The organism is Paenibacillus aurantiacus (genome assembly GCF_042431225.1).
Classification (GTDB): domain Bacteria; phylum Bacillota; class Bacilli; order Paenibacillales; family Paenibacillaceae; genus Paenibacillus_Z; species Paenibacillus_Z aurantiacus.
Genome location: NZ_JBHMDO010000039.1, coordinates 262,684 through 287,413, shown reverse-complemented (window position 1 = coordinate 287,413; position 24,730 = coordinate 262,684). Strand labels below are relative to the sequence as shown.

Here is a 24,730-nt window from a genome sequence, read left to right as displayed (position 1 = left end):
CCTTTCGGTTCGGCGGATGCATGAACCGGAGAGCGTATTTGGTCAGATGAAGAACAACCGTGGGTTCCGTAGATTCCTGCTTCGCGGCTTGCCAAAAGTGAGCCTAGAGGTCGGGTGGCTTTCGCTTGCCCACAATCTGCTGAAGAAAGCCGCAGTAGACCGAAAACGGCAAATGGCGCTACAGGGATAAGACCCTGTAACGCCATTTTTTTGTTCAATTAGGGGGGGCTTCGGAGTTAGAAGACAATTACTAAACCCTTTTGAGACGGCCTCTTTGTCATGAGGCGAGCGAGAAGCGATTGCAGCGTAGGGTGGTGTCGATACTATGGATGTTAGGTGAAAGCTTGCATGAATGGAGGATGGTGGCCGCCGATGAACGGGATACGCTCTAAAGCTGCGCAAATAGCGGTGTAAAGCCGACTATTGAATGGATACGGATGATAATTACGCGAATAGTGGTGAGAGCAGACTATTGAGCGGATATCGGTCGAGAGCTGTGCAAATAGCGGTGTACGGACGACTGTTGAAAGGATATCGGCCGGAAACCGCACAAACCGTGGTGAGAGCACGACTATCAACTGCCGTTCTTGAGCCATTGAGCCACCAACAAGAAACCAAAAGAGCCGGCACGGTCAACGGCCGGCCAGCTCAACGAACGAACAACCTATCCACCTGCCGCGAACGCGCAGCGAACAATTACGATGCTCCGCGAACGTCTGGCCTACAGAACCCCGTTCTCGCGGAAGAACCGCAAGCAAATCTCGGCGCTCTCAAGCGAGGAGGAGGCGAATTCTTCCTGCTCCACGATATAATAGCGGACGCCCGCATCTTCCGCGATCGCCAGTACGCTCTTCAGGTCGACCGAGCCCGTGCCGACTTCGGTATCTTTGCGGCCATCGCCGAAATCCTTGAAATGGGCGAGCGGCACGCGTCCGGTGTATTTGGTCACATATTCAGCCGGATTGTGACCAGCGACATGCACCCAGCCTAGGTCGAATTCCGCGATGAGATATTCGGCCGGCACGAGCTCCAGCAGGTGATCGATCACCGGTGTGCCTTCCACGAGACGGAATTCGAAGTCGTGGTTATGGTAGCCGAACCGAAGTCCTGCTTCCGTCACTTGCTTGCCGGCTTGTTCTAGCGTAGCGGCCAGCTGCTTCACATCGTCCAACGTCGGGCTGTCCGGCAGTGGTGCCCATGGCACGACAAGATAGGATAGGCCAATTTCTTTGGCGTAGTCGATTTGCTTGGCCAGATCGGACCACATCTTGTCCGGTTCTTGAAAGTTCAAGCCGACATGCGCGGATGGCGCCTCCAGCTTCAATTCTTCTAAAAGCGCTTTCAATTCGGACGAAGGCGTATTGAAATACCCGGCGAACTCCACGGCCTGATACCCCATTGCCGCCACTTTCCGAATCGTACCCAGAAAATCCTTCTCCGTTTGGTCACGCAGCGTATACAACTGTAAACCGACTACTGGTTTGGCCATGCGTTGTTCACTCCCGAGCTTTAGAATGGAAATTCCTGCTTTCTCTCTCCATTATAGCGTGTCTATCCAGGCAAACGAGGGAGGCTTTGGGGAAAATGTTATGGTTTCTTGCCTATTCGCTTACTTGGATATACACGGCGAAAACCCCCTTCATCGATCGGATAGCTGAATGCCGATCCATCAAGGGGACTCGAGAATTCCGCGATGCAAGCGTAACCTGTCAAGGTAAGCGTTCGTTATACCGATCCTGTCCGTTCACCGCATCTGATGACTCCGCCTTCATCGCCTCGATAGTAACAGGATCGCCCTCGATGCTTTGCAAGCCCGCCATTTGCTTCTCCAATGTCTTTATCCGGCGAGTTAATCTGTATTGCCGCACGATGCCGAAGAGGCCGACGGCTAGTCCCCCGAACAGGGCTGATCCGATGATGACCAGAATCAGCGGCACGTTCGATTGTCCCCATACATAGTCGACGGGTACGGCCTCTACATTGACGACGGCGAAGAGCGCAATAAGCAGCGCAAAAATAAACGCGACGATAATCGACGCTTGTACTTTCATGTTCATCCTCCTGACGATGCATGCTTAATTTAACCTTATCCTTTTCACCGGTCTTTCAATCAACGCGCGACGCAAAAATGCCTCTGCCGCATCAACGTGCGACAGAGGCAGCTCCATCCCGAAAACGTTACCGGCTGACAAAACGCCGGAAGTCCGTCATTTTCAAGGTACGGACCTTCTGAGCAAGAAGATCCCGATCGCGCACCCGCCATGTATGCGACATTCGATCCGCTTGTCGGATCGCGGCGAAGTTGAAGCGGCTGCCCGCGAATATCGAATAACCGTGCTCCCGCGCGTCGTTGCAGAACCGGACGCATTCGCCCCGATTCACGTCTTGGAACCGGACGCGGCGCAGCACCCGCCGATTGAACAGCAGCGTTGCCCCCTGTACCTGCCGGGTAGGGCGATTCTCGATGCGGCGATAACGTAGCAGCAGCAAGCCGCGACCGCTCAAATACATATAATGCGCACGCTTGCCGACGATATCCGCATCGTTGCGCATCATCGTGTCCACGCTCTCCGACAAATAATTCGGGGCGTAGTAGTCGTCGTCATCGAATTTGGCGATCAGTTCGTACCGAGCGAGTCTGGCCGCGTAGTTCAGGCAGGCGCCGAGCGAAGTTTCTTTGGGCAATGCCGCAATGCGAATATTCGGATCGCCGTGTGCGACACGGTAGTAGTCATCGTAAGGGCGCTCGTCGTGATTAATTAGGATAATCAGTTCTTTGTAGGGATAACGCTGCCGGGCATAATTATCGATTAGATTGTGCAAAAATTCCGGACGCTTCGTACAGGCGAGGATGGAGACCGCCGGGGCGCGGCCAATGGACCGTGACCGGGATGTGCTCATTCAATCGACGCCCGGAGGCTTGCGACGTACGAAAGAGCGGAAGGAGCGGACGCCCGGAATCCGCTTGTGATGCTTCAACAGCTCGCGATCGCTGATGATCCACGTGTGCCGAGCTGAGTTTTTGCGCCGGACGGCAGCGAAATTATGCTTGCTGCCCGAGTAGACGACATAGCCAAGGCGACGGCTCCGGAGGCAGAATTGATCGTCCTCGCCTACATTAATCTCCGGGAAACGAACGCGCAGCGCCACCTCGCGCTTCATCATCAGCGTGGCGCCAGGCAGCATCGCGACTTTGCGGTGCTCATCCTTCGGGAAGCGGTGGATGAGTGTGCGGGCTCCTTTCAAATACATGTAGTGAGAGCGTTTGCCGATCACGTCCGCTCCGGAATCCCGGAAGGTAAGGAGCCCCTCGGTCAAATAGTAGGGGGCATAGTAATCGTCGTCGTCGAACTTGGCGACATAGCGATAACGGGCTGCCTTCACGGCGAAATTCAAACAAGCTCCAAGCGATCGCTCCCCGGGCTGCCGGAAGATCCGCACATTCCCCATCTTTCGGGCGACCTCCGCATATGGGGTAAGCGAGATACGATCGTCATTCACGACGAGAATGAGCTCCCGTTTAGTATGACGCTGCCGGGCGAAATTGCGAAAGAGATTATCGATATAGGATGCGCGGTTGGTGCAGGTCACGACGGAAACGCCAAGCTGCGTGAACTGCTCCCGTAGTCGGTTATTCATGGCATCGATCCCCTTATCGTCGTTGGATTCTACTAGTACTACCATATGTCGGGTTGGCAAGAGAGCAACGGCGGTTTTACTAGTTTCGCGCGATTAGGGAAGGGATGCAGCCGAAGGTGGGTAGGAAGAGGGGATTTCTTTGGAGTACATGGAAGCCTCCAAATCAAGTGAAGCGACGAATTGAGACAAGCGGCCGTCAAGGTGTGCGAAGGTGTGCTATAGGACGAAGTGTGCCAAATGACGAAGTGTGCCATATCCGGCAATACGAAAAGCGGACCTCCCGTGAAGCCAAGAAAGTCCGCTTGCATCGTGTATATTTATTCAGCCACAATGACCCGGTTGCGGCTATATTGCTAAGCCCGGCGCAGCAGCCGATCAGCCTGATCGACGAGACTGCCTGGAGCGCGATTGTCGGCAGATCGAATACTGGCCTCAGGGCCTACCGGCTGCGAATCTGGAGCGGCTCACGCCCCAGTGGCTGATGCTCGGTCTGCTCGGTCACGATCAACCCGTCTTCGAGATGTAGCCAAGTCTCGAACTCCTCGGCGCCTTCGGTCAACCGGATGACTCGCGCTCCGGTCTTGAAGGGCTCCGGCGTATAACCGTTGCGCGTCGTACGGCCGTATGCGAGCGTGATGCCGTGCAGCTTGCCAATATAATCATTCGCATGGTCGTGGCCGACGAAGACGCCACGGACATCGCCCATCTCCAACAGGGCCGCGAATAGGCCGGTATTGATCCAAGGCGCGCAGATCGGATCGCCCTTGATGCCGCGGCAGACAGTGAGATCCCAGATATCGTGATACTCCGGCAGCGGAATATGAAAGAACATGAGCGACGGTAGCGGGCTTCCGCCATTATCCGAGGTAAGCGTGTACGATTGCTCTGTGTACCATTGAATCTGTTCGCGGCGAATCCAATCATAGAAGCCGAGCCGGCTGTGCTCAAGCGGCGAGTAGCTGCCCGAATCCAGGAAGTACAGCGCGGCGGCAGGTTCGTGATCCGCGCCTAGGACGGTCAGCGTATAGTTCCCCGCCCCATGCAGGCCGGGCGGATCGGGCTTCGCATAGTTGAACCGATACGTCAGCTGCAGCGCATGGAGCTGTTCGCGGGTGAGATTCGGCGCTTCCGCATCATGATTGCCGAATACTGCCGCCCAAGGGATGCCGGCATCTTCGGGCACCGACGCAGCTTCGCGAAAGGAGCGGACCGGGTCCGGATTGCCGCCGCTTGCAATCACGTCGCCGGTGTAGACGACCAGATCCGGCTGTTCAGCCTCCAAGATGCGCGCCATCATTGCCTTCATCTTGATTTCGTCCGCTGCCCGCGAGTCGCTGAATTCGGTATCGGTGAATTGAACGATCTTGAACGTGCCGTCTTGCCGGAAGCGCAGCTGCTTTCTCATTGGTCGGGTCCCCCGATCTCCGCGCCGGCGGCAGCTTCGGCTCGAAGCGACGCCTCGGCCGGGAGAAGACCCGATACGGCTTCCAGCAGCCGCAGATGGAGTGCGGCGAACGCATCCGGATCGGCCTGCACTTCCGTAAAGCTGGACATGCCTTCGCCGCAGATCGCGTCGGCTAGCGCTTTGTCCGCCTCGGACAATTGACGGAAGAGCTCATAATCTTCGCAGCCGGCGCGCATCGCTTCCAGCCGCATGCTGATAAGCGGACCATCGGCGCCAGGGTAAACGATATGGGTATCGCCTGGCGGGACGCGCTTGGCATGGACGTCCGGCGCGAGCAGCGGACATGTCAGTTCGAAAGGGTCTTGCCCGTTCAGATAATGATTGAAGCCCCAATGCAAATAGCCGGCCAGTCCGTATTTGTAGTTGCCCCAATGCAAATATCTCGTCTTCAGCAGGCTAATGTCGAGGAATCGGTTCAGATAATAGCCGCCGGGATTCCAGCACGTGTAGAACCAGAACGTCTCTCCAAACTGCTGAAGAGATTCGAAGTAGGCGCGATGATCGTCGTAGCCTTTGTTCGTCGGCACCCAAATGTCCACGGCGCCCTCGATATGCGGCTCGATGATCGCCTCGATGAGCGGCACGCCCGGCAATAGCTTACGGATAATGCCGCACAGGATGCGGAAGTCGGCTGCGGATTCCGCAATCGGCTCGTCTGCGACATGCTGCACGATGCAGTCCAGCCAGCCGTTCTCGCTCAAGAAGCCGTGCCACGCCGGCAGGAACTGCGCAAGGAAGGCGAAGCCCTCCGGCTGCGTCGCGCCGATGTCGCGATCGTAGGTCAGGACGAAGGTCGGCTCGCTCCAGCCGGTTCGATTGGCGAGGTGACCGCCTTCGATCCAGCTGAACCCGAGCGAGAGGAATAGCTCGATATACCGTTTGGCCCGGACGAAATCGAACGCATACCGTGCGCCGTCCCGCGTCACCTCGATCAGATCCATGCCGACGATAAAATGCGTCTGCCTCGCACGGCGCATCGCTTCGCCGTATTGCCGGATCATCGCCCAATGGTCTTCCGACCATTCGTCCAGCCCGTGGTAGGAAGCGATATTGCGATTCGAATGCCAGTTCGTCGTATGCAGCGTCTCGCGATGTGGAATGACCGCTTCATAGATATACAAGCTAACATCGTAGTTGAGCGTGTCGTCGCCGCACGAGAGCGTAAGCGTGCCGTGATAGTCGCCCGGAGCCAGGTCTATCGGGATCGCCCAGCTCACATAGAGCCCCAGCGTATCCCCGTCGGGCCGGGCGAATTCGGAGCCGACCGGGACGAGGACGTCGTAGACGCGGAAGGGGGCGGGCCGCGTGGCGTAGGGGGCTTCCGTGCCGTTCGGGACCGTCGAATAAGACGGTCCCGTATTCTCGTTCACGAGCACGTCCGCAAGGCGGAACACTTCGATGGGCAGCTGCTCATTATCCGACAGGGTTCCTGCATGCCATGCGAAATTCCAGGTCGTCGCGGAACTCGCGGGGAGCGATCGGATGAGCAGTTGGCTGGCGACGCGGCCGCCCCGAGCGCCTGCCAGCTCGATTCGCCGGCTGCCCGTATCGGCCAAGACGCTGTCGGGATACAGCCATTCATGCGCATGATAGATTTGAGTAATCATGGCTTCTCTTCAACCTGCCTTCCAAGTGGATTGCCGATAAAATCCGGCAGCTTCGCGTCCCACGCCGCAGGCGCGGTCAGCCCGAGCGCCCATGCCGCGACGGCAGCGGTATCGGCCAGCGACAGCGCGGAGACGGGCGTTCCCGGCTCGATGCCAGGGCCGACGCAGCCCCAGAACACGTTCTTATCCATCGGATGCTCGCTGCCGTGATTGAAGGGATCAGCCCGCCGCCGCCATGATCGGTCAGCGCGATAATCAGGCTGGATGCCATGAGACCGGCTTGCTCAATCGTCTGAAGCACTTGGCCTAATAACCGGTCGCATGACGCGATAGCGTCCAAATACGCCGGCGATTCCGGGCCGTAGCCATGCCGATGCCCGGAGCCGTCCGGCTCGTCAAGCTGCAGGAACAGCAGCTTAACGTCGGGGTTGTTCTCGACGTATGCGCATAGTTCGTCGACAAGCTGTTGATCCGGCAGCGATCGTTTATACACGCCGATGCCTTCCTCCACGATGCCGTAGTTGATCGGCGACCAGCCGGTGAAGGAGGCAAACTTCGCTTCCGGCCATGCTTCCCGCGCCAGCTTGAATACGGATGGGTAAGGCGAGACGTCCGGATAGCGCTCGGATGCGCTGCTCTCGTTCGTAAGCCCGTGCTTCTCCGGCTTCACGCCGTGCAGCACGGATCCCCAGCATTGCGCGCTGATCGTCGGCGATTCCGCCTGCGCCTCGTTCGTGAATGCTCCCCTTGCGGCGAATGCGTCCAGTACCGGCGTATGCGCCTGCTGATTGAAATTACCCGCGCCGTCCATCCCTAAGATAAAGACGCGCTCGATTCGTTTCTCGGCCATGACAGCCAACCTCCTTTAGGGAAATGACTACTCCAAGATTTGTGAAAAGAACAACATAAAGCGGACGAAAGCGAAGGTCAGCACGTAGCCGGACCATTCGGCCCCCCACTGAATACCACCCCAAGGCAAGACGTAATGAACGAAGCTCGAACAAAAGCCAGTCCAAAGGACTAGCAGGCTCCCCTCGAAAGGACACATCGAAGACGGCCGCGAACCGAGTCGAGTTTATTAGCAGAGTCCTGAGCGTTATCCGAGGGAAAACGTGCTGCGGAAGCATAAGCCTAGGTGCTATCCTTCTGGTTCACCTCCGATGGAGGGGGCAATGCTGTCGGGTTAAGGCATAACGTCCGGTGAAGCCGCCAATGGCCTATAGTCGACAGGCTTATGATTTCGGACTGACACCAAAACCGACTGAAGCTTTGTCCGCAAGGACAAAAGCGTGCCCCGCTCAAGTCAACCCGCCGACCGCGAACAAATGTGCCAGCACGACAAAGGGAGTCCAGAGGGCGAAGTCCTCTGGTTCCCCTCGGCGGAGGGGGAAGGGGCGAGGGTGAAAAAATCCAAGGGCATAGCCCTCTCACCTCTGTGATGTTGTGTGTTTGTGTTGCATTTAGCATAAATACGGCCTAATAATAGTGTCAATACGGGCATGGAGCAACGGGATAACAAGTCATGATCGTCCTAATACGAAGTCATGATCGTGGTAGAGAGGGCGGTAGGGGGCTGGCTTACAATGAAGAGGCAAGCAACCAACGAGAGACTGGAAGGGTGAGAAGGATGAGAGCTTCCGAGACATTGCCGCTGACAGTCCAGGCGCCGCCGGAGAGAGCAACCGGGCGGCAGCGGGCCTGGCTCAAGCGGCTGAACAAATTCAAGTGGCTGCTGTTGATGACGCTTCCAGGCGTGCTGTATTTATTCGTCAACAACTATATTCCGATGTACGGCGTCATTCTCGCATTCAAGAATTACACGTACACGAAGGGAATCTGGGGGAGCGACTGGGCAGGATGGAAAAACTTCGAATTTCTGTTCATCTCGCCAGACGCCTACACGATTACGCGCAATACCGTATTGTACAACCTCGCTTTCATTATTTTGAATTTGATCATGGCGCTCTTGACGGCGCTGCTGATCAACGAGATCCGGCAAAAGAAAATCGCGCGCTTCTACCAGAGCACCTTCCTGCTGCCGCACATCATCTCGATGGTCGTCGTGTCCTATCTCGTGTACAGCTTCCTCAACATGGAGAGCGGGATGCTGAACCGGGTGCTGTCCGGCTGGTTCGGGATCGAGCCGATCTCGTGGTACAGCGAGGCGGGCTACTGGCCGTACATCCTGGTCATCGTCAACGCGTGGAAGCATGTCGGCTACCTGGCCATCATCTACTTCGCGGCCGTGCTCGGCATCAATCGCGAATTTTACGAGGCGGCGGCGATCGACGGGGCGACCAAATGGCGGCAAATGACGCGCATTACGATTCCGCTCATTACGCCGGTCATCATCACGATGACGCTGCTGTCGTTCAGCGGCATTCTGCGCTCGGACTTCGGCCTATTCTACCAAGTGCCGATGAATACAGGCGCGCTGACGCCGACGACGAACACGATCGATACGTTCGTCTATCGCGCGCTGCTCAATCAAGGAGACATCGGCATGTCTTCGGCGGCGGGATTGTATCAATCGGTCGTCTGCCTCGTCCTTGTCGTCGCCGTGAACGCGGCCGTGCGTCGCATCAACAAACAAGACGCCTTATTCTAGCGGAGAGGAGTACATCGCGAAGTGACCCATACCTCTAAATTAAAGCTCGGTCAGCTCGGCATCCATCTATTCTTCTGGCTGTTCGTCATCGGTAGTCTGCTGCCTTTCGCGCTGATCGTCATGGTATCGATCTCGGGGGAGAGCTCCATCGAACAGCACGGCTATTCCCTGTTCCCGAGCGAGATTCGCTTGACCGCCTATTCATTCTTGTTCAACGATTTCGGCGAAATCGCCAGAGCTTACGGCGTGACGATCATCTGTACCGTCATCGGTACGCTCGTCAGCCTGCTGGTAACGACGCTGCTGGCTTATCCGTTATCCCGGACCGAGCTTCCGTTCCGGCGCAGCCTCTCGTTCTACGTGTTCTTCACGATGCTGTTCAGCGGCGGGATGGTCCCTTGGTACATGACGTTCACGAACCTGCTCCCGATGAAGAACACGCTGCTGTCGATGATCATCCCCGGCATGCTGCTGAGCGCCTTCAACGTGCTGCTTATGCGCAGCTTCTTCCACAACTCCATCCCGGATTCGGTCGTCGAGTCGGCGACGATGGACGGGGCGAGCGAGATCCAAGTGTTCTTCCGTATCATCGTGCCCTTGTCTCTGCCGATCATGGGGACGATCGGATTGTTCCAGACGTTGTCGTACTGGAACGACTGGTATAATTGCATGCTGTTCATCGACGATCCGAAGCTGTACAACATCCAGTACATGATGACCAAGACGCTGACGAACGTGCAGTATTTGCTCATGAAATCAAGCAGCTCGGCGCAAGCGGGGGATATGCTCGCCAAGATGCCTCGCGAGACTGTCCGCATGGCGCTCGCCGTCGTCGGCTTCGCGCCGCTCCTGATCGCCTATCCGTTCTTCCAGCGCTTCTATGTCAGCGGAATTACGAACGGCGCGGTGAAAGGCTGATTCGGACGCAATATCGCCACAGCGAGAAGGATGCGACTTTGCAGAACGGCTAATCGGGGAGGTGGATCGTCGACTTAACATTCGCGGCAAGCGCTGGCAGGTTCGAAGCGCGCAAGAGCAGAATTACCGTATTAGCCGAACAGTAGAGAGGGGTTAACGGACATGCGGAATTACACGAAGGCCGCCCTGGCCGCCATGTTGAGCAGCATGATGATCTTGTCCGCCTGCGGCGGTAACAATAACGCGCCGGGCGGGGAGCAGGGCTCGAATAAGAATCAGACGGCCGACAACGGCGCGAAGGAAGACGGCAAGCTCGATCCGTACAAAATCACGCTCGTCTATCCGGCATCCGCGCCAAAGGATCTCGAGCTGGTGCAAGCGGAGATGAGCAAGTACTTGACCGAGAAAATCAACGCGACCATCGAATTGAAGCCGATCGAATGGGGCTCCTGGGAAGACAAAACGAACCTGATGAAGGTGTCCAACGAGGCGTTCGATCTCATGTTCACGGCCAGCTGGTACTTCCTGCCGCAAGACGTGACCAAAGGACAATACATTGAGCTGGACGACCTGATGGCGCAGTACGGCAAGGATATTCCCGGCGTGCTCGGTCCAGATTTCCTCAAGGGCGCTCGCATCAACGGCAAGTTGTACGCGCTGCCGACGAAGAAGGAATTCGGTCAAGGGTTCGGCTTCCTGCTGAACAAGAAGCTCGTCGACAAATATAAGTTCGACGTCAGCGGCGTCAAGACGCTCGAAGAGATGGAAGCGATGTTCAAGACGATCAAGGACAACGAACCGGATGTGACGCCTATCATCTCCAGCAAGTTCGCGAACACCTGGGGAGCTTCGAATTACGACGGCATCGTAGCCGGGTTGTCCGTCCCTCGCGGCAGCAAAGAAATCAAGCTGTCGGATAATCTGGAAGATCCGAAATACCTGGACTTCTTCAAGCGGATGCGCGAGTGGAACAAGAACGGCTGGTTCGACAAGGATGTGCTCACGTCGGACGGCGAAGTGGCGATGACGATGATCAAGGCCGGCAAAGGCTTCGCGACCGCATCGTCCCTCAAGCCGGGCAAGGATAAAGAGATGAGCGTCTCGTATGGCGTCGATCTCGTGCAGGTCGAGACGGCCGAGCCGTTCACGACGACCGGCGACGCCCAAGGCGCGATGCTGGGCATCTCCCGCACGTCGAAGGATCCGGCGCGGGCGATGATGTTCCTGAACCTGCTCTATACGGACGAGAAGTTGATCAACATGCTTGATTGGGGCATCGAGGGCACGCACTTCGTGAAGAAGAGCGATAACGTCATCGACTATCCGGCCGGCATGACCGCGGAGACGCAGACGTACCCGAATCCGGGCGGCTGGATGTTCGGCAATCAATTCATCTCGTATCTGTGGGCGAACGAGGACCCGAACAAGTGGAAGCAGTTCGAGGAATTCAACAACCGCTCGGAGCGTTCGATTATTCTCGGCTTCTCGTTCAATCAAGAGCCGGTGAAGTCCGAGCTGGCCTCGATCGCCAACGTCGAGAACGAGTTCATCGACGCGCTGTTCGCCGGCGCGGTCGATCCGGAGAAGACGATCGCGAGGTGGAAGGAGAAACGCGCCGCCGCCGGCTTCGACGCCGTCAAAGCGGAGGTCGAGAAGCAGCTCGCCGCTTGGGCGCAGACGCAGCAATAATCTTCGATAAGTAGCAGGAATCCCTACCTTTAAGTTGTATTAAGGTAGGGATTCCTTGTATTTGGGTCGAAGTTAATATAAGGTGGTTCACCCTCGCTTTAGTGAAAGATAACCAAATGCAACCGGTGGAGGCGTTACGACGGTGAGAAGCTCGTTGAATTTCCGGGTCACTATTGGCTTTTTCGCGATTGCGATTCCTTTGATCTTCATGCTCGTCTACAACAACTACTATGCGTCGAACACGGTCAGGGAGCAGGTCGCGGAATCGAACAAGAACACGATGATATTGTACTCCAACCAAATCGAGGCCGAATTGAACCGGGAGACGCAATATTTGTACAATCTCGCCTCGGAGGACCCGAACGTGATGCAGTTATCGCGGGCGACCTACGATCCGGACGAATACGTCTTCGCCAAGCTGCGCGTCATGAAGGCGATGGAGCGGTACTTGCGCTTCGACAGCATCGTCGACTTCCAATTCGTCTATGCGGTGCGCAACAACGCGCTCATCAATACGGCGATTCCCGCGGATACCTACGAGGAACTAACCGCGGTGCAGACCACGATCGAGCGATTCTTGCGCTCGGTTAAGCCCGGCAGCCTGTACTTCAACGAATGGCGGTCGATCCGCTACGGCGACGAATACGCGCTGCTGCGATTGGTGGATACCGGCGACGGTTACTACATGGGCGCATCGGTCCGTCTGCGCAACCTGATGATTCCGCTCGATCTGATGAATATGGGCGAAGAGGGGTTCACCGCATTTCTCTCGGATGAAGGGGACGCGCTGGCAGGTTCTGCCGACCGAGTGCTGCCGGAGGAGAAGTTCCGCTTCGCCGCGGGCGAGCCGTTCTCCCGCATCCGCCACGAAGGCAGCTCGTTCATCGTCGTCTCGAATCCGGTGCAGGGGACGAATACGATGCTGAGCGCTTTCATTCCGGAAGAGAAGGCGCTGCACAAGCTAAGCTATTTTCAGCTCATAATCTATACTATTCCGGTGCTGGCGGCGATCGTCCTTATCTTCTATTTGTTCTATCTAAACGACCTCGTCCTGAAGCCGATGCGGATTCTGCTTGGCGGGATGCGCCGCATCAAGAACGGCGATTGGCAGTACCGGCTGGCGCCGTCCAAGACGAAGGAATTCACGATGATCAACGAGACGTTCAACGCGATGGCTTCCGAAATCCACCGGCTTAAGATCAACGTGTACGAGCAGGAGATTCAGGTGCATAAGGCGGAGCTGAAGCATCTGCAGCTGCAGATGAACCCGCATTTTCTGCTGAACGCGATCAATATCGTGTACAATTTGGCGCAGGTCAAGAAGTTCGAGATTATCCAGCTGATGTGCCACAATTTGGTCAAATACTTTCGTTTTGCAACGCAGACCCACCGCGTCGCCGTCACGATCCATGACGAAATGGAGCATATCGAAAGCTACATCAACATTCAGCAGCTTCGTTTCCCTGAGCGGATCACGTACCGGATTCAGATTGCGGAAGACCTCGGCGCAGCGGGCATCCCGCCGCTCATTCTCCAGCCGTTCGTCGAGAACTGCATCAAATACGGGTTCGATTTCATGGAACATCCGTTCCATATCGACATTCGTATCGAACACGCGGATGAGGCAGGGCGAATGCGGATCGAGATTACGGACAACGGCATCGGGTTCTCGGACGAGATTTTGGAAGCGCTGCATAACGGACAGTATTTCGATGCGTACAACGGCGAGCATCTCGGGATATGGAACGTGTTCCACCGGCTTAACATCGTGTTCGGCAGAGAGGCGCGAGCCGTATTCTCGAACCGCCCGGAATCGGGCGCGTGCGTCACCATCTTCATGCCGGTGAGGACGATGGAACAGTATGTCTGAGGATGAGAGAGGAGAGATTCCGATGAACGCGACAGCGCTAATCGTCGACGACGAGTATTACGCGATAATGGGCATTCGGGACGGCATTGATTGGGAGGCGCTGCGGATCTCGCATGTATTCGACGCCAGCAATGTCCGCCAGGCGATGCGCGTCTTCGAGGAGCGGAACGTCGATATCCTCATTTGCGATATTGAAATGCCGCGCGGGACGGGCATCGAGCTGCTGGAATGGGTGAACGAGCATTCGCCCCATACAGAGACGATCTTCCTGACCGCTCACGCCGAGTTCGGCTATGTGCAGCGCGCGGTTCAGCTGGGCAGCTTCGATTACATGCTCAAGCCCGTCGATTTTGCCGTGCTCCAATCCACGATCGCCCGGGCGATGGAGTCCGTCGCGAAGGAGCGGGAGCTCGCGTCCATGCGGGAGCAATTCGTCGCCTATCAGGAGCTGATCGAGCAGCAGAGGTCGCATCATGCGGACCGATTCTGGCACGATGTGCTGGCAGGGCGCGTTCGCTGTACGGATGAAGAGGTCGAGCGGCTAATCCGCGAACAAGCGCTGCCGATCACGGCGAATGCTCGCATCATGCCGATCGCGCTCAGCGTCGAGGCTTGGCCGCAAGAGCTGGAGCGCGGCGATGAAGACGTGCTGGATTATGCGCTCCGATCGGCGGCGATGCGCGGGCTTGTCCCGAGTGGCGTGGGTACGGTCGTGCTGACGAAGCAAGGGGTCAACGTCGCGCTGCTATTCGCGGACGAAGGGAATCGCGGGCAGCTGCAGGAGCGGTGCATGGCGTTCATCGAGCAGTGCAAGGCGGAGCTCGGTTGTCGCGTATCTTGTTATATCGGGGAGGGTGTGGCCCTTCCGGCGTTGAGAGGGATGTTCGAGAAGCTGCTCGCGATGGAATACGACAATGTGCGCAAGTCCGAGCAGGTGTATTGGTTCGGCGGGGAGAAGCAGGGGCGGGATGTTCCGAAGCTGACGGCATTCCCGGCATGGACGATCTGGATTGAACAGGGCAAGCGGACGGAGCTTGCGAAGGAGATCAAGAAGACGGTGGCGGCAATGGGCGACGATCCCGCCTTGGACGCGGCCATGATTCATGCGTTCTATCATGGCTATCTGCAGATGATTCATTATGTGCTGCAGAAGAACGGATTGTCCGCGCACGAGCTCTTCCGGGAGCAGCGCGAGCTGATGGAGGGGGCGATTCCCCGAACGCTTGCGCAGCTGGAACGCTGGGCGGTCGCGCTGATGGATATTGTGACAGGGCAGCTGCACCAGCAGGATTCGATCGTGCGGCGGGTACAGTGCTTCATCGCCGATCATTTGAACGAAACGGTCAAACGGGAGGATATCGCCGACCATGTCCATTTGAACCCCGCCTACTTGTCCCGCTTGTTCAAGAAAGAGACGGGCGTCTCGCTGACGGATTACATGCTGCAGGAGCGGATGAAGGTTGCGCGGGAGCTGATCGGCAATTCGACGATCCCGATCTCGGACATCGCGAAGTCGCTCGGCTACAACAATTTCTCGTATTTCTCCAAAATGTTCAAACGTCTGTATGGCAGCACGCCGCAGCAGTGCAGACGGCAGGCGGTAGGAAGCGGAGAGTGAGCGAAGAGCACGCGAATGGCAAGCGAATGGCAAGCGAATGGCAAGCGAGAGGCAAGCTAGAAGCAAGCGAGAGGCAAGCGAGAGGCAAGAAGGGATAAAAGTTGAAGTCGTTCGCGGAGCGATTTCTATTTTTATCCCTTTCTTTATGGCCTATACTAGTAAGCAAGCGCAAGAGAAGGAGTGGACCAGAGGTTGAACATAATCATTGACGATTTGAACGGGCCGGAAGTAGCCGAGCTGCTGAACGAGCATCTGCGCGACATGTTCGCGGGCTCCCCTCCGGAAAGCGTGCATGCCTTGGATTTGGAAGGGTTGAAGAAGCCGGAGATCACGTTCTGGAGCGCATGGGAGAACGGCGAACTGCTCGGCTGCGGCGCGATCAAGGAGCTGGACGAGGCGCATGTCGAACTGAAATCGATGCGAACGGCGAGCAAGCATCTTCGCAAGGGAGTGGCTAAGGGAATTCTGGAGCATATTCTGGAGCAGGCGAAGCAGCGCGGTTACCGGAGAATCAGCCTGGAGACCGGTTCGATGGAGAGTTTCGAGCCTGCCCGCAAGCTGTATGAGCGGTTCGGCTTCGATTATTGCGGGCCGTTCGCCGATTATGAGCTCGATCCGTACAGCGTCTTTATGACGAGAACGTTATAAAACCAGGAGTGTTAATTCGGCTGTCTCAAGAGGCACATAAAGGCGTCGCTGGGTTCTATACCTGTGACGCCTTTCGTCGTTTTCATGGGAGAAAACCGCTCGTCGGTAACGTTGTAGTAGACATCTAATTGCTGCGCAAGAGTGTTGGGCCTCCGATCGCTGTTGTTCCCGGATTCCTTGAATGTAATGGGTTAAGGTAGGAATCCGCTCACAAAGGGTGATTGGTTTGCGCTCCATTAGGTAGCGCAGCATTCACCCAGGGCGACCGCAAGCATACGCTTTCGAAGCAGCTTTCTCTCAGAAAGCTCTCAGCTTCTCCAGCTCCATCTCTCTTTCTCCGCAGATTTGTTCATTTCTCTAGTTCAGCTTATATAGTAAGGTAATGCGGCTCGCTAAAAGAAAACCGCAAGAGATGAACGGCAATGGCGTCACGGGGACGATAGCTCCCTGTGACGCCATTTTTCATTGGAGGTGCCGCCTGGCAGCGCTCGATTACCGTCTAAGCGCGTCCGCGACCTGCTTGTCGTCCGTCTGCGCGATGAACCAATTCGGGTACAGGGCGGTTGGCCTGGTTAATTCGTTCAGCGTAGCGACATTCTCTTCGCTCAGCCTCAGCTCGGCGGCGCGAAGATTGTCCTCCAGCTGCGACAATTTGCTTGATCCGACAAGGACGCTTGCGACATGAGGCTGGGCCAGCAGCCAAGCGAGCGATACTTGCGCAGGCGTCGCTTCGAGCTCCTCGGCGATCGCGCGAACCGTATCGAGTACCTGGAATCCCCATTCTTTGTCATGAGGCAGGAAGTCGAACCCACTCAACCGGTTCTGCTCGTCCTTCAGGTTCTCGCGCGTATATTTGCCGCTCAAGAATCCGCCGGCTAGCGGGCTCCATACGGTAAGGCCTATCCCGTTGCCCAGCGCGAAGGGGACGGTCTCATGCTCGATGTCGCGGCCGACGAGCGAGTAGTAGAGCTGACCGTTGATGAATGGAGCCCACCCGCGCTCGCGCTGGATCGTCACCGCTTGGGCGGCCAGCCAAGCCGGCCAGTTCGAATAGCCGATATAGCGGATTTTGCCGGCGCGCACGAGATCGGTTCAGCGCTTCGAGCGTCTCCTCTAGCGGCGTGTAAGGATCGGTCTTATGTACGACGTACAGATCGATGTAGTCGGTGTTCAGCCGTTTCAAGCTTGCTTCGCAGGCGGCGAACAGATGCTTGCGCGACAGACCGGCTTGTACGAGGGACGGACCATTTCGGAAGCCCGCCTTGGTCGCGATCACGGTCGAATGCCGGCGCGAACCGAGCAGCTGACCGAGCATTTCTTCGCTTTGACCATCCGCATATCCGTCTGCCGTATCGAAGAAATTGATGCCTGCGTCCAGCGCGCGGTCGATCAGCTGTTTGGCGCCCTCGTGATCGACTTTATACACGCTGGGGTTGTTGCCTGAACCGAACGTCATCGCCCCGAAGGCGAGTCTGGACACGAGCAGGCCGGAGCGGCCCAATGCCGTATATTGCATGATTACTCCTCCTTTACCGCCTGTATGGAGCAGGCGTGTAGAGCATACCAGAATGACATATGCGGGCATGAGTCCGAAGGAGGAGTGGGGGTTGTGACACGGCGCATATTGGGTCCGTGACGGCCGTCGATGCGGTCGGCAACCGTTCGGCGCGACTATGGTACAGCCTCTTAGCCGTTCGCGGGCTTCAAATAATCGAGCAAAATATGCTTCAACACCCGGAGCTGGACGTCCGACGGATAATCGGATTCCAGCAGCAAGATGTTGTTCTGCAGCGACAGCTTCTTGGAGAAAAGGCCGAATGCGTTGATGACGGTCGTGAGCGTCTCCTTCACGGCGATATCGGTGCGGATCGAGCCATCCTCCATGCCTCTGCGGACGATCGTCTCGTATTCCTGCGAGATGAGGCGATTCAGCGAATTGAATTGTTGGATGCCGTCGATCGGCTCGGGCGAATGGGCGGCATAGCTTTCGAAGTCGACCATGAATGTGATGCTCGGGTTGTGGTGGTCTTCGATGAAGTAGTCGAAGAGCGCGGCTAGCTGCGCAAGGCTCGTCATGGGCTCTGCCGCGATCGTCTGGAATCGCTCCAGTATAGGCTCGTACAACCGGGTGGCGACGGCTACGATCAGCTTCTCCTTCTTCGGGAAATAGCGAAACAGCGTGGCGATGCCGATATTCGCTTCGGTCGCGATGTCCTGCATCGTCGTCTTCTCAATGCCCTTCGAGGTGAAGACGCGTTCGGCCGCGGCCAAGATCACGGATAGCCGGTTCAACTTGCCATCGGTACGTTCTTTATCGTATCTAGCTTTGGGATCCATAAGAGCGATATCCTTCCCTTCCTGTTCCAACGCGGAATGATCGTATTATATCGATTCGAGTTCGCCCGTGGCAAGAAAGAGTTGTTTTCAAAATCAGGTGATGATATATTAATTATCACTATGATAGTTACACTATCATTTTGTTATTATAATACTTCATCATCCGTGAAGGAGAGAACATCTTATGACAAGACTAGCGAACAAAACGGCGATCATTACGGGAGCTGCAAGCGGTATGGGGCGCGAAGAAGCGCTGCTGTTCGCAAGCGAAGGCGCGCGCGTCGTGGCGACGGATATTAACGAAGCGGCTGTACAGGCGCTTGCGAAGGAAATCGAAGCTGCCGGCGGCGAAGCGATCGCCTGCGCGCACAATGTCGCGTCCGAGGAAGACTGGGCACGCGTGGTCGCGACCGCGGTCGGGGCATACGGCACGATCGACGTGCTCGTGAACAACGCAGGCATCTCGCTAGCGACGGGACTGCTCGAGACGACATTGGAGCAATGGAACAAAGTCATCCATATCAACTTGACGAGCACATTCCTCGGCATGAAGCACGTCATTCCGGTCATGCAGCAGGCAGGCGGCGGTTCAATCGTGAACATCTCGTCGATCGCCGGACTGACCGGCGGCAGCGGCGCAGGCGCCTATACGGCGTCCAAGGGCGGCGTGCGCATGCTGAGCAAAGCGGCGGCGGTCGATTTCGGCAAAGATAACATTCGCGTCAACTCGGTACATCCGGGCTTCATCGAGACGCCGATGAGCGCGCAATTCGTGGGCAACGAGCAGATGCTCGCCTGGTTCTTGTCTCAGACCGCGCTGCCAAGGGTCGGACAAGCGTCCGAGGTTGCGCGCGCGGTGCTGTTCCTTGCTTCGGACGATTCTGCTTACGTGACGGGCATCGAGCTTGCCGTCGACGGCGGTGTAACGGCGAAATAAGCAACCACAGGGAATCATACGCTTCATCAACGTCCAAAAAAAGCTTAACCGTCGCGAGCTGCGGACAGCCCGGCGGTTAAGCTTTTTTGGCGTATTGGTGCGATTGCCGCGCCGTCCTGCTCCGGTGAAGACTAGGAGGTCATCTCCCGCTTGTACTGGGAGGGCAGCAAGCCGGTCCACTTCTTGAACGTCTTCGTAAAATGAGCCTCGTCGTAATAGCCGACTTCCCGCGCGACGGACTGAATCTTCTGATCGCCGGCCTGCAGCAGCGCCTTGGCCTTCTCGATCCGGAACTGGTGAACGTAATCCAGAAAGTTGACGCCGAGTTCCTGCTTGAACAGGGTGGACAAATACGTGCTGGAGACGAACAGCGCCTTGGCTACCCCGGCGAGCGACAAGCCATGCTCGTTGTAATGCTGCTCGATGAAGTCGATCGCCTGCTGTACTTTCCGCTTCGGCGTCTTCTGCGGATTGATCCGCTCGACGATCTGGCGGATCGTCCGGTAGACGAAGCCGGTCAGATCCTCCAGCGTCTCCAGTCCTGTCATCTGCTCCCGCAGTTGCTCGAAGCTGCGCAGCCACCCGGCATCGTCCTCCTGCTGCTGCGGGACGGCCTGGATGAGCCGGCCCAAGAAGGAGAGAGCCCGATCATTGATCTGCTTGCGAGACTGCGGATAATCCGCGGTGAAGACGGTCAGCCAGCGCTCCGCGTCGCCAAGCATCTCGGCGAACAAGCTGCTGCGCAGGTGCTCGAGCGCGGCTTGCTCCAGCTTCAGCAGCTCCACCCCGTTAATGTGCACGGGCAGGTCCGGTCTGTCCTCGACATTCAGCTCCGAATAATAATGTCGGCTGCCGGGACCGTGGAAGAATCGCTGCTCCAGCGCCTCCAGCGCTTCGGCGTAAGCGGCGTGAAGCTGGTCCAGATCGGTATGAGAGCCGCTGACGCCGATACTGGCCGTTACTTTCAGATAGGTGTGAAGATTACGCTGCACCGCCTCCAGGCTGTTGCGCAGCTTGCTATCCAGCCATTCGAACAACCCGTTCGTGATTGCAATCAGGGCGCCGTTCTCCATCACGACCTCGACGGGCTGCAGCAGCCCTTGTTCAAGCGTCTCCTGCATAATGTTGGAGGCCGCCACGCCGAGCAGGTGCGTATCGGCATGCGAATAGTTCAAGTTCTCCAGCGCCCGGCCGTCCAGGCGCAGCGCGACGACGATGACGTGCTCGAAGGCGATCGGCATGCCTGCATGACGGTGCTGCTCGCGCCGGTTCTCCGCGAGAAGGGCGGGGCCGCTCAACCACTGGCGGTAGAGCTGGGTTTGGGCATGGGGCAGGTTGACATGCAGCTGATGCTCCAGACCGCGCACTTCCTCGGACAGCCGCCGTTCTTCGGACCGCTTGGCGGCGATATCGCGGAAGACCCGTTTGATCTCGTCCGGGGAACAAGGTTTGACCAGGAACTCCGTGACGCCAAGGCGCATTGCTCGCTGCGCGTATTGAAAATCGCTATAGCCGGAGAGCAGCACGCATTCCGTATCCAGCCCGCGTTCGCGGATTTGGCCGATGAGCTGCAGACCGTCCACCAGCGGCATGCGGATGTCCGTCAGCAGCAGATCCGCCGGCTCCGTCTCCAGCAGGCGCAGCGCCTCCAGGCCGTTCGCGGCAACGCCGCTTACCCGCACGCCTAGCGATTCCCAATCGATCAGCGATAATAATCCGTCTCTCGTTAATTCTTCGTCTTCGGCAATAAGCAGCTTCAGCATGGCGGTTACCTCCTGGTGAACGTGATGGGGAGCGTCAGGCTGACACGCGTGCCGACGCCCGGTTCGCTATGGATGTCGATCGAAGCGTCATCGCCGTAGAACATACGGATGCGCTCGGCGATATTGCCAAGCGCGAAGCTTCGGCTATTTCGAGCGGCGTGCATGCCGCCTTTGCCTAGGCTTCGCATCATATCGGCTTGTGCCTCCCGGCCAATGCCGACCCCGTTGTCGGTCACTTCGATCCGGAGCGTGCATTCATCAGCCGAGCATCGGACATGCACATAGCCAAGATCATCCGTCAACGGTTCAATGCCATGGACGACGGAATTCTCGACGAGCGGCTGCAGCAGCAGCTTCGGAATCGGATATTCGGCCAGCTCCGGATCCAATTCCAGCTCGTATGACAATCGGTCCTTGAAGCGCATCTGCTGCAGGAACAAATAATGCTCGACAAGCTTGACCTCGTCCTGCAGCGTGATCGTGTCGCGGCCCTGACTTAAGCTGATGGTGAAAATCGCGGATAGCGCGTAGATCATCTCCCCGACGACCTTGTCGCCGTTCTTCTCGGCCGTCCATGCAATCGTATTGAGCGTGTTGTACAAAAAGTGCGGGTTGATCTGCGATTGCAGCACTTTCAGCTCGGCTTCCTTCTGCTTCAGCTGGACGGCGTACATGTCGTCCACAATCTCGCGGACGCGGCGGGCCATGATATTGTAGCCGGCGCCAAGCTGTCCGATCTCATCCATGCCGCCAAGCTGGACTTGCTCGTCGAAGTGCCCCTTCTGAAATTTCTTCATCGATTGCAGGATGCGCCGGATCGGCCGGGTGATGACGCCCGCGACCGCCCAGGAGACATACAGGCTAACGATGACGGTGGCGGCGATGATGAGCAGCGTCACGAGCATGATTCTATTCATCTGTTGAAGCAGCTCGCTGCGAGGCTGAATGACGAGGACGCGCCAGCCGGTCAGCTTCGAGGTTTTGGTAGCATAGACCCATTTGCTCTTGTCGATGGAAGTATCTAGATCCTGAATCCTGACGGCTGTGTCGTTCACATACGGAAGCTGACTCATCGCCATGCCGACCGTCTGGCCCGTGCTTTCCGAGAGCACCGTCCCATCCGGGCTAATGACGGCAATCTCCAGGTTGCTCGCGCCTGGCGCGTACGTCTGCCGAATGTCCGTCTCGTCGATGCCAAGCAGCAGAATGCCGGCCGGCTCGTATGTTGCGTTGTTCTTCAACACTTTGGTGAGCAGCACCTTATTCTTCGTATCCCCGTAAAAGATCGTCTTCGTCCGGCCTGGTACCTCGACGCTCCACAATTCGATCTGCGGACGCTTTAGCAGTTCGTCATAGTCGTAGTTCGCCCGGTAATCCTCGAACGGCAGCGCCGAGGACAGACCCTTGTTATTGAATTGAAGCGGGGCGAACCGGTCCGAGTAGATCGTCAGGAACTGGAAGTAAGGACGCGTGACCATAAGGCGATTGATCGTATCGATGATCGTCTGGTTCGAGATATAGGCGTTATTGCGGGCGTCCGAACGCAGCAGCGCCTGGATCTCCGGCGTCAAGAACAGGTAATCCGAGATATCGACCGCGTCTTGGGCGATATAATCGAGATGGTCGATCGCCTGCCTGGCCGTCGCTTCCTGCTCGGCAGACATCTTGGTGACGATCTCGCGGGAAGCGATCTGCAGAGAGAAGACGCCGGTGACCGTAATCGTGACGATGAGCAGCGGAATGAACCAGAGCAGAATTTTGCGCCGGATCGGCATATCGAGATAACGTCTGCGAATCGGTTGCAGCATCTGGAAGCGAACCTCTTTCATTCGAGAGTAATAATGTATACGATTACATCTGATCTCTTTCTACTATAATGAGATTCGCGGCGGAATGCTACGTTCGCGCCAGTCTCAGCCATGTGAATCGATAGAATATACAAGAACATCTGAAAAACGATCGGTTTTTCGGCTTGGGCATGAAGCAGACTGCTTGGCATATTCGAAGGAACTTCGGTTCAAAACCCGAAAAATATACAAGTAAACCGCAAGAATAGGTTCTAACAAAGGAAAGGTTTTCTTCCTATAATCAGACGTAGACACATCACAACCAAAGGTGGGAAAGGCATGTACGGCTTCGTCCGACATTTACCGAGAGCGGGGCTTGCAGTCTGCGCGGCGGCTTCCTTGCTCGCGGGCTGCATGAGCGGCCCGTCCGGCGGAGAGGCTGGCAACGCGGTCAAGGCGGCTGACAGGACAGAGACAGGCGCCGCCGAAGACGCCTATACATTGACGTTCTTCACGAACAACTCCGACCGCACGGTTGGTCAGGGCAAGATGGAACAGGATCTGATCGACGCCTACATGCGGGACAATCCGAACGTGACGATCGAAGTGGAGACGCTGTCGCCCGACCCTCAGTATCAAGACAAGATCAAAGTGTACAATGCCTCCAATAAGCTGCCGGACATTATTGGCTCCTGGGGGAACCGGAGTTTCCTGAAGCCGCTCGTCGAGAGCGGCGCGCTCGCGGAGATCGACAGAGGGGAGCTGGGGGATCTGCAATTCGAGGCTGCGGCGCTGGATAGCTACAGCATAGACGGAAAGCTGTACGGCTTTCCGCGCAACTCGGATTTCTGGGTGCTGTATTACAACAAGCGGATTTTCGCGGAGAATGGTCTTACCCCGCCGGCTACCGAAGCCGAGCTGATGAACGTCGTCTCCGTCTTGAAGACGAAGGGAATCGTGCCGATCGCGATGGACGGGCGGGAAGCCTGGACGTCTGGCATCTGGTTCGACACGATGCTGCAGCGGGTGACCGGTACCTGGGACACGGCAGCTCAAGCGATGGACGGGACGGGAAGCTTCGATCGAATCGGCACGGTGGAGGCGGCCAAGGCGATGCGGCGGTGGGTCGAGGCTGGTGCGTTCGGCGACGAGTTCCTCAATCAGGATTACGGCGCGGCGCGCAATTTGTTCGGCCAAGGGAAAGCGGCCATGTTCATGATGGGCGAATGGGAGATGGGAATGGCGGCCGACCGCAGCTTCCCCGCAGATGTCCGGGAGCATATCGGCGCGATTCCGCTGCCGGCCCTTACGGGAGGCAAAGGATCCGCGAACGATCTGACCGCCTGGTTCGGCGGCGGGTATTCCGTATCGGCGCTATCCCCGCGCAAGGCCGAGTCGATTCGCTTCCTCAAGTGGATGTTTAAGCCCGACAATTGGGCTAGGGGCGTCTGGCAGAACGGGATTACGTTTCCGGCCCAGCGCTATGAGGACTTCATGACAGGCAGCGAATCCGCGCTCCAGCGCGAATTAAAGACGATTTATGATGGCGCGTCGAGCTACAGCGGCAGCGTCTCGCAGGACAAATTCACGCCCGAGACGCAGAAAACGTATTATGACGCGCTGCAGAAGCTAGAAGGCGGCAGCATCAATCCGGAGACGTACGCTTCCGTCATTGCAGGAGCCGCGAGTAAATCGGCCGCTGAATCCAGATAGAGGGAGTCAGCGCGCCAGCTTCGACATTTTGGTATTACCGGCTACGTTCATTCGCCCCATGTATCGGATGGGGCGAATAGCGGGCCGTCACATACATAGGCAGAGGATGTGCGCAATCGTCCATTGCCGAT

At 57.1% G+C, this 24,730-nt stretch carries 21 protein-coding genes; 9 read left to right on the top strand and 12 right to left on the bottom strand.

Features of this window, described 5'->3' with window-relative positions:
- Positions 1-190, top strand: a 190-nt coding sequence (locus ACFFSY_RS25040; protein WP_377499262.1) for a transposase, incomplete at its 5' end; no start/stop codon positions are given.
- A gap of 531 nt (positions 191-721) precedes the next feature.
- On the opposite strand, the gene ACFFSY_RS25035 is transcribed toward ACFFSY_RS25040, so the two are convergent.
- The 7 genes from ACFFSY_RS25035 to ACFFSY_RS25005 all read right to left on the bottom strand — a co-directional run bounded on the left by ACFFSY_RS25035 (position 722) and on the right by ACFFSY_RS25005 (position 7,561).
- Positions 722-1,489, bottom strand: coding sequence for a sugar phosphate isomerase/epimerase family protein (locus ACFFSY_RS25035; protein WP_377499260.1), 768 nt, complete (start codon positions 1,487-1,489; stop codon positions 722-724).
- Positions 1,490-1,709: 220 nt separating this feature from the next.
- A complete protein-coding gene (locus tag ACFFSY_RS25030) occupies positions 1,710-2,051 on the bottom strand; it encodes a LapA family protein (RefSeq protein WP_377499258.1) in 342 nt (113 codons plus the stop codon).
- A 127-nt stretch (positions 2,052-2,178) separates the two neighbouring features.
- Positions 2,179-2,901, bottom strand: coding sequence for a glycosyltransferase family 2 protein (locus ACFFSY_RS25025; RefSeq protein WP_377499256.1), 723 nt, complete (start codon positions 2,899-2,901; stop codon positions 2,179-2,181).
- Positions 2,902-3,639 (bottom strand): glycosyltransferase family 2 protein, encoded by a 738-nt coding sequence (locus ACFFSY_RS25020; protein WP_377499254.1) that lies wholly within the window; start codon positions 3,637-3,639, stop codon positions 2,902-2,904.
- Positions 3,640-4,078: 439 nt separating this feature from the next.
- A complete protein-coding gene (locus ACFFSY_RS25015) occupies positions 4,079-5,044 on the bottom strand; it encodes a metallophosphoesterase family protein (protein WP_377499253.1) in 966 nt (321 codons plus the stop codon).
- Positions 5,041-6,711 carry a DUF4091 domain-containing protein gene (locus ACFFSY_RS25010; protein ID WP_377499251.1) on the bottom strand — a complete coding sequence of 557 codons (1,671 nt, stop codon included), beginning with the start codon at positions 6,709-6,711 and terminating at the stop codon, positions 5,041-5,043. Before ACFFSY_RS25010 ends, ACFFSY_RS25015 begins: the two co-directional genes overlap by 4 nt.
- Positions 6,712-6,787: 76 nt before the next feature.
- Complete coding sequence (locus ACFFSY_RS25005) at positions 6,788-7,561, bottom strand: alkaline phosphatase family protein (RefSeq protein WP_377499249.1); 774 nt, start codon at positions 7,559-7,561, stop codon at positions 6,788-6,790.
- Between the two features lie 777 nt (positions 7,562-8,338).
- On the opposite strand from ACFFSY_RS25005, the gene ACFFSY_RS25000 reads away from it, so the two are divergent.
- The 6 genes from ACFFSY_RS25000 (at position 8,339) to ACFFSY_RS24975 (ending at position 16,062) form a co-directional block, all read left to right on the top strand.
- Entirely contained in the window at positions 8,339-9,319 is a 981-nt protein-coding gene (locus ACFFSY_RS25000) for an ABC transporter permease (RefSeq protein ID WP_377499247.1), read from the top strand.
- 21 nt (positions 9,320-9,340) lie between these two features.
- On the top strand, positions 9,341-10,237 hold the full coding sequence (locus tag ACFFSY_RS24995) for a carbohydrate ABC transporter permease (RefSeq protein ID WP_377499245.1): 897 nt from the start codon (positions 9,341-9,343) through the stop codon (positions 10,235-10,237).
- 162 nt (positions 10,238-10,399) lie between these two features.
- Positions 10,400-11,926 (top strand): ABC transporter substrate-binding protein, encoded by a 1,527-nt coding sequence (locus ACFFSY_RS24990; protein ID WP_377499243.1) that lies wholly within the window; start codon positions 10,400-10,402, stop codon positions 11,924-11,926.
- Positions 11,927-12,068: 142 nt separating this feature from the next.
- Positions 12,069-13,796: a sensor histidine kinase gene (locus ACFFSY_RS24985; protein ID WP_377499241.1), complete on the top strand. Its 1,728-nt coding sequence runs from the start codon at positions 12,069-12,071 to the stop codon at positions 13,794-13,796.
- Positions 13,797-13,818: 22 nt separating this feature from the next.
- A complete protein-coding gene (locus ACFFSY_RS24980) occupies positions 13,819-15,414 on the top strand; it encodes a response regulator (protein ID WP_377499239.1) in 1,596 nt (531 codons plus the stop codon).
- A 192-nt stretch (positions 15,415-15,606) separates the two neighbouring features.
- Positions 15,607-16,062 carry a GNAT family N-acetyltransferase gene (locus tag ACFFSY_RS24975; RefSeq protein ID WP_377499237.1) on the top strand — a complete coding sequence of 152 codons (456 nt, stop codon included), beginning with the start codon at positions 15,607-15,609 and terminating at the stop codon, positions 16,060-16,062.
- 492 nt (positions 16,063-16,554) lie between these two features.
- Here the strand turns inward: ACFFSY_RS24975 and ACFFSY_RS24970 are convergent, their stop codons facing one another.
- From ACFFSY_RS24970 to ACFFSY_RS24960, 3 genes are all read right to left on the bottom strand, one after another.
- The gene (locus ACFFSY_RS24970) at positions 16,555-17,094 is read right to left on the bottom strand and encodes an aldo/keto reductase (protein ID WP_377499282.1); all 540 of its coding nucleotides are present in this window, start codon (positions 17,092-17,094) and stop codon (positions 16,555-16,557) included.
- The gene (locus ACFFSY_RS24965) at positions 16,994-17,578 is read right to left on the bottom strand and encodes an aldo/keto reductase (RefSeq protein WP_377499235.1); all 585 of its coding nucleotides are present in this window, start codon (positions 17,576-17,578) and stop codon (positions 16,994-16,996) included. Before ACFFSY_RS24965 ends, ACFFSY_RS24970 begins: the two co-directional genes overlap by 101 nt.
- A gap of 170 nt (positions 17,579-17,748) precedes the next feature.
- A complete protein-coding gene (locus ACFFSY_RS24960) occupies positions 17,749-18,399 on the bottom strand; it encodes a TetR/AcrR family transcriptional regulator (protein ID WP_377499233.1) in 651 nt (216 codons plus the stop codon).
- A 184-nt stretch (positions 18,400-18,583) separates the two neighbouring features.
- Here ACFFSY_RS24960 and ACFFSY_RS24955 point away from each other — a divergent pair, with 184 nt between their 5' ends.
- Positions 18,584-19,336, top strand: coding sequence for an SDR family NAD(P)-dependent oxidoreductase (locus ACFFSY_RS24955; protein WP_377499231.1), 753 nt, complete (start codon positions 18,584-18,586; stop codon positions 19,334-19,336).
- 131 nt (positions 19,337-19,467) lie between these two features.
- On the opposite strand, the gene ACFFSY_RS24950 is transcribed toward ACFFSY_RS24955, so the two are convergent.
- Complete coding sequence (locus ACFFSY_RS24950) at positions 19,468-21,099, bottom strand: response regulator (protein ID WP_377499229.1); 1,632 nt, start codon at positions 21,097-21,099, stop codon at positions 19,468-19,470.
- 5 nt (positions 21,100-21,104) lie between these two features.
- On the bottom strand, positions 21,105-22,907 hold the full coding sequence (locus tag ACFFSY_RS24945; protein ID WP_377499227.1) for a sensor histidine kinase: 1,803 nt from the start codon (positions 22,905-22,907) through the stop codon (positions 21,105-21,107).
- Positions 22,908-23,225: 318 nt separating this feature from the next.
- Between ACFFSY_RS24945 and ACFFSY_RS24940 the strand changes: the two genes are divergently transcribed.
- Positions 23,226-24,599: an ABC transporter substrate-binding protein gene (locus ACFFSY_RS24940; RefSeq protein WP_377499225.1), complete on the top strand. Its 1,374-nt coding sequence runs from the start codon at positions 23,226-23,228 to the stop codon at positions 24,597-24,599.
- The last annotated feature ends 131 nt before the right edge of the window (positions 24,600-24,730 follow it).

Bases quoted from the DNA above. Each gene is read 5' to 3' on its own strand.
- ACFFSY_RS25035 (WP_377499260.1), bottom strand. From the start codon at position 1,489: ATGGCCAAACCAGTAGTCGGTTTACAGTTGTATACGCTGCGTGACCAA.
- ACFFSY_RS25030 (WP_377499258.1), bottom strand. From the start codon at position 2,051: ATGAAAGTACAAGCGTCGATTATCGTCGCGTTTATTTTTGCGCTGCTT.
- ACFFSY_RS25025 (WP_377499256.1), bottom strand. From the start codon at position 2,901: ATGAGCACATCCCGGTCACGGTCCATTGGCCGCGCCCCGGCGGTCTCC.
- ACFFSY_RS25020 (WP_377499254.1), bottom strand. From the start codon at position 3,639: ATGAATAACCGACTACGGGAGCAGTTCACGCAGCTTGGCGTTTCCGTC.
- ACFFSY_RS25015 (WP_377499253.1), bottom strand. From the start codon at position 5,044: ATGAGAAAGCAGCTGCGCTTCCGGCAAGACGGCACGTTCAAGATCGTT.
- ACFFSY_RS25010 (WP_377499251.1), bottom strand. From the start codon at position 6,711: ATGATTACTCAAATCTATCATGCGCATGAATGGCTGTATCCCGACAGC.
- ACFFSY_RS25005 (WP_377499249.1), bottom strand. From the start codon at position 7,561: ATGGCCGAGAAACGAATCGAGCGCGTCTTTATCTTAGGGATGGACGGC.
- ACFFSY_RS25000 (WP_377499247.1), top strand. From the start codon at position 8,339: ATGAGAGCTTCCGAGACATTGCCGCTGACAGTCCAGGCGCCGCCGGAG.
- ACFFSY_RS24990 (WP_377499243.1), top strand. From the start codon at position 10,400: ATGCGGAATTACACGAAGGCCGCCCTGGCCGCCATGTTGAGCAGCATG.
- ACFFSY_RS24980 (WP_377499239.1), top strand. From the start codon at position 13,819: ATGAACGCGACAGCGCTAATCGTCGACGACGAGTATTACGCGATAATG.
- ACFFSY_RS24965 (WP_377499235.1), bottom strand. From the start codon at position 17,578: ATGCAATATACGGCATTGGGCCGCTCCGGCCTGCTCGTGTCCAGACTC.
- ACFFSY_RS24960 (WP_377499233.1), bottom strand. From the start codon at position 18,399: ATGGATCCCAAAGCTAGATACGATAAAGAACGTACCGATGGCAAGTTG.
- ACFFSY_RS24955 (WP_377499231.1), top strand. From the start codon at position 18,584: ATGACAAGACTAGCGAACAAAACGGCGATCATTACGGGAGCTGCAAGC.
- ACFFSY_RS24950 (WP_377499229.1), bottom strand. From the start codon at position 21,099: ATGCTGAAGCTGCTTATTGCCGAAGACGAAGAATTAACGAGAGACGGA.
- ACFFSY_RS24945 (WP_377499227.1), bottom strand. From the start codon at position 22,907: ATGCTGCAACCGATTCGCAGACGTTATCTCGATATGCCGATCCGGCGC.
- ACFFSY_RS24940 (WP_377499225.1), top strand. From the start codon at position 23,226: ATGTACGGCTTCGTCCGACATTTACCGAGAGCGGGGCTTGCAGTCTGC.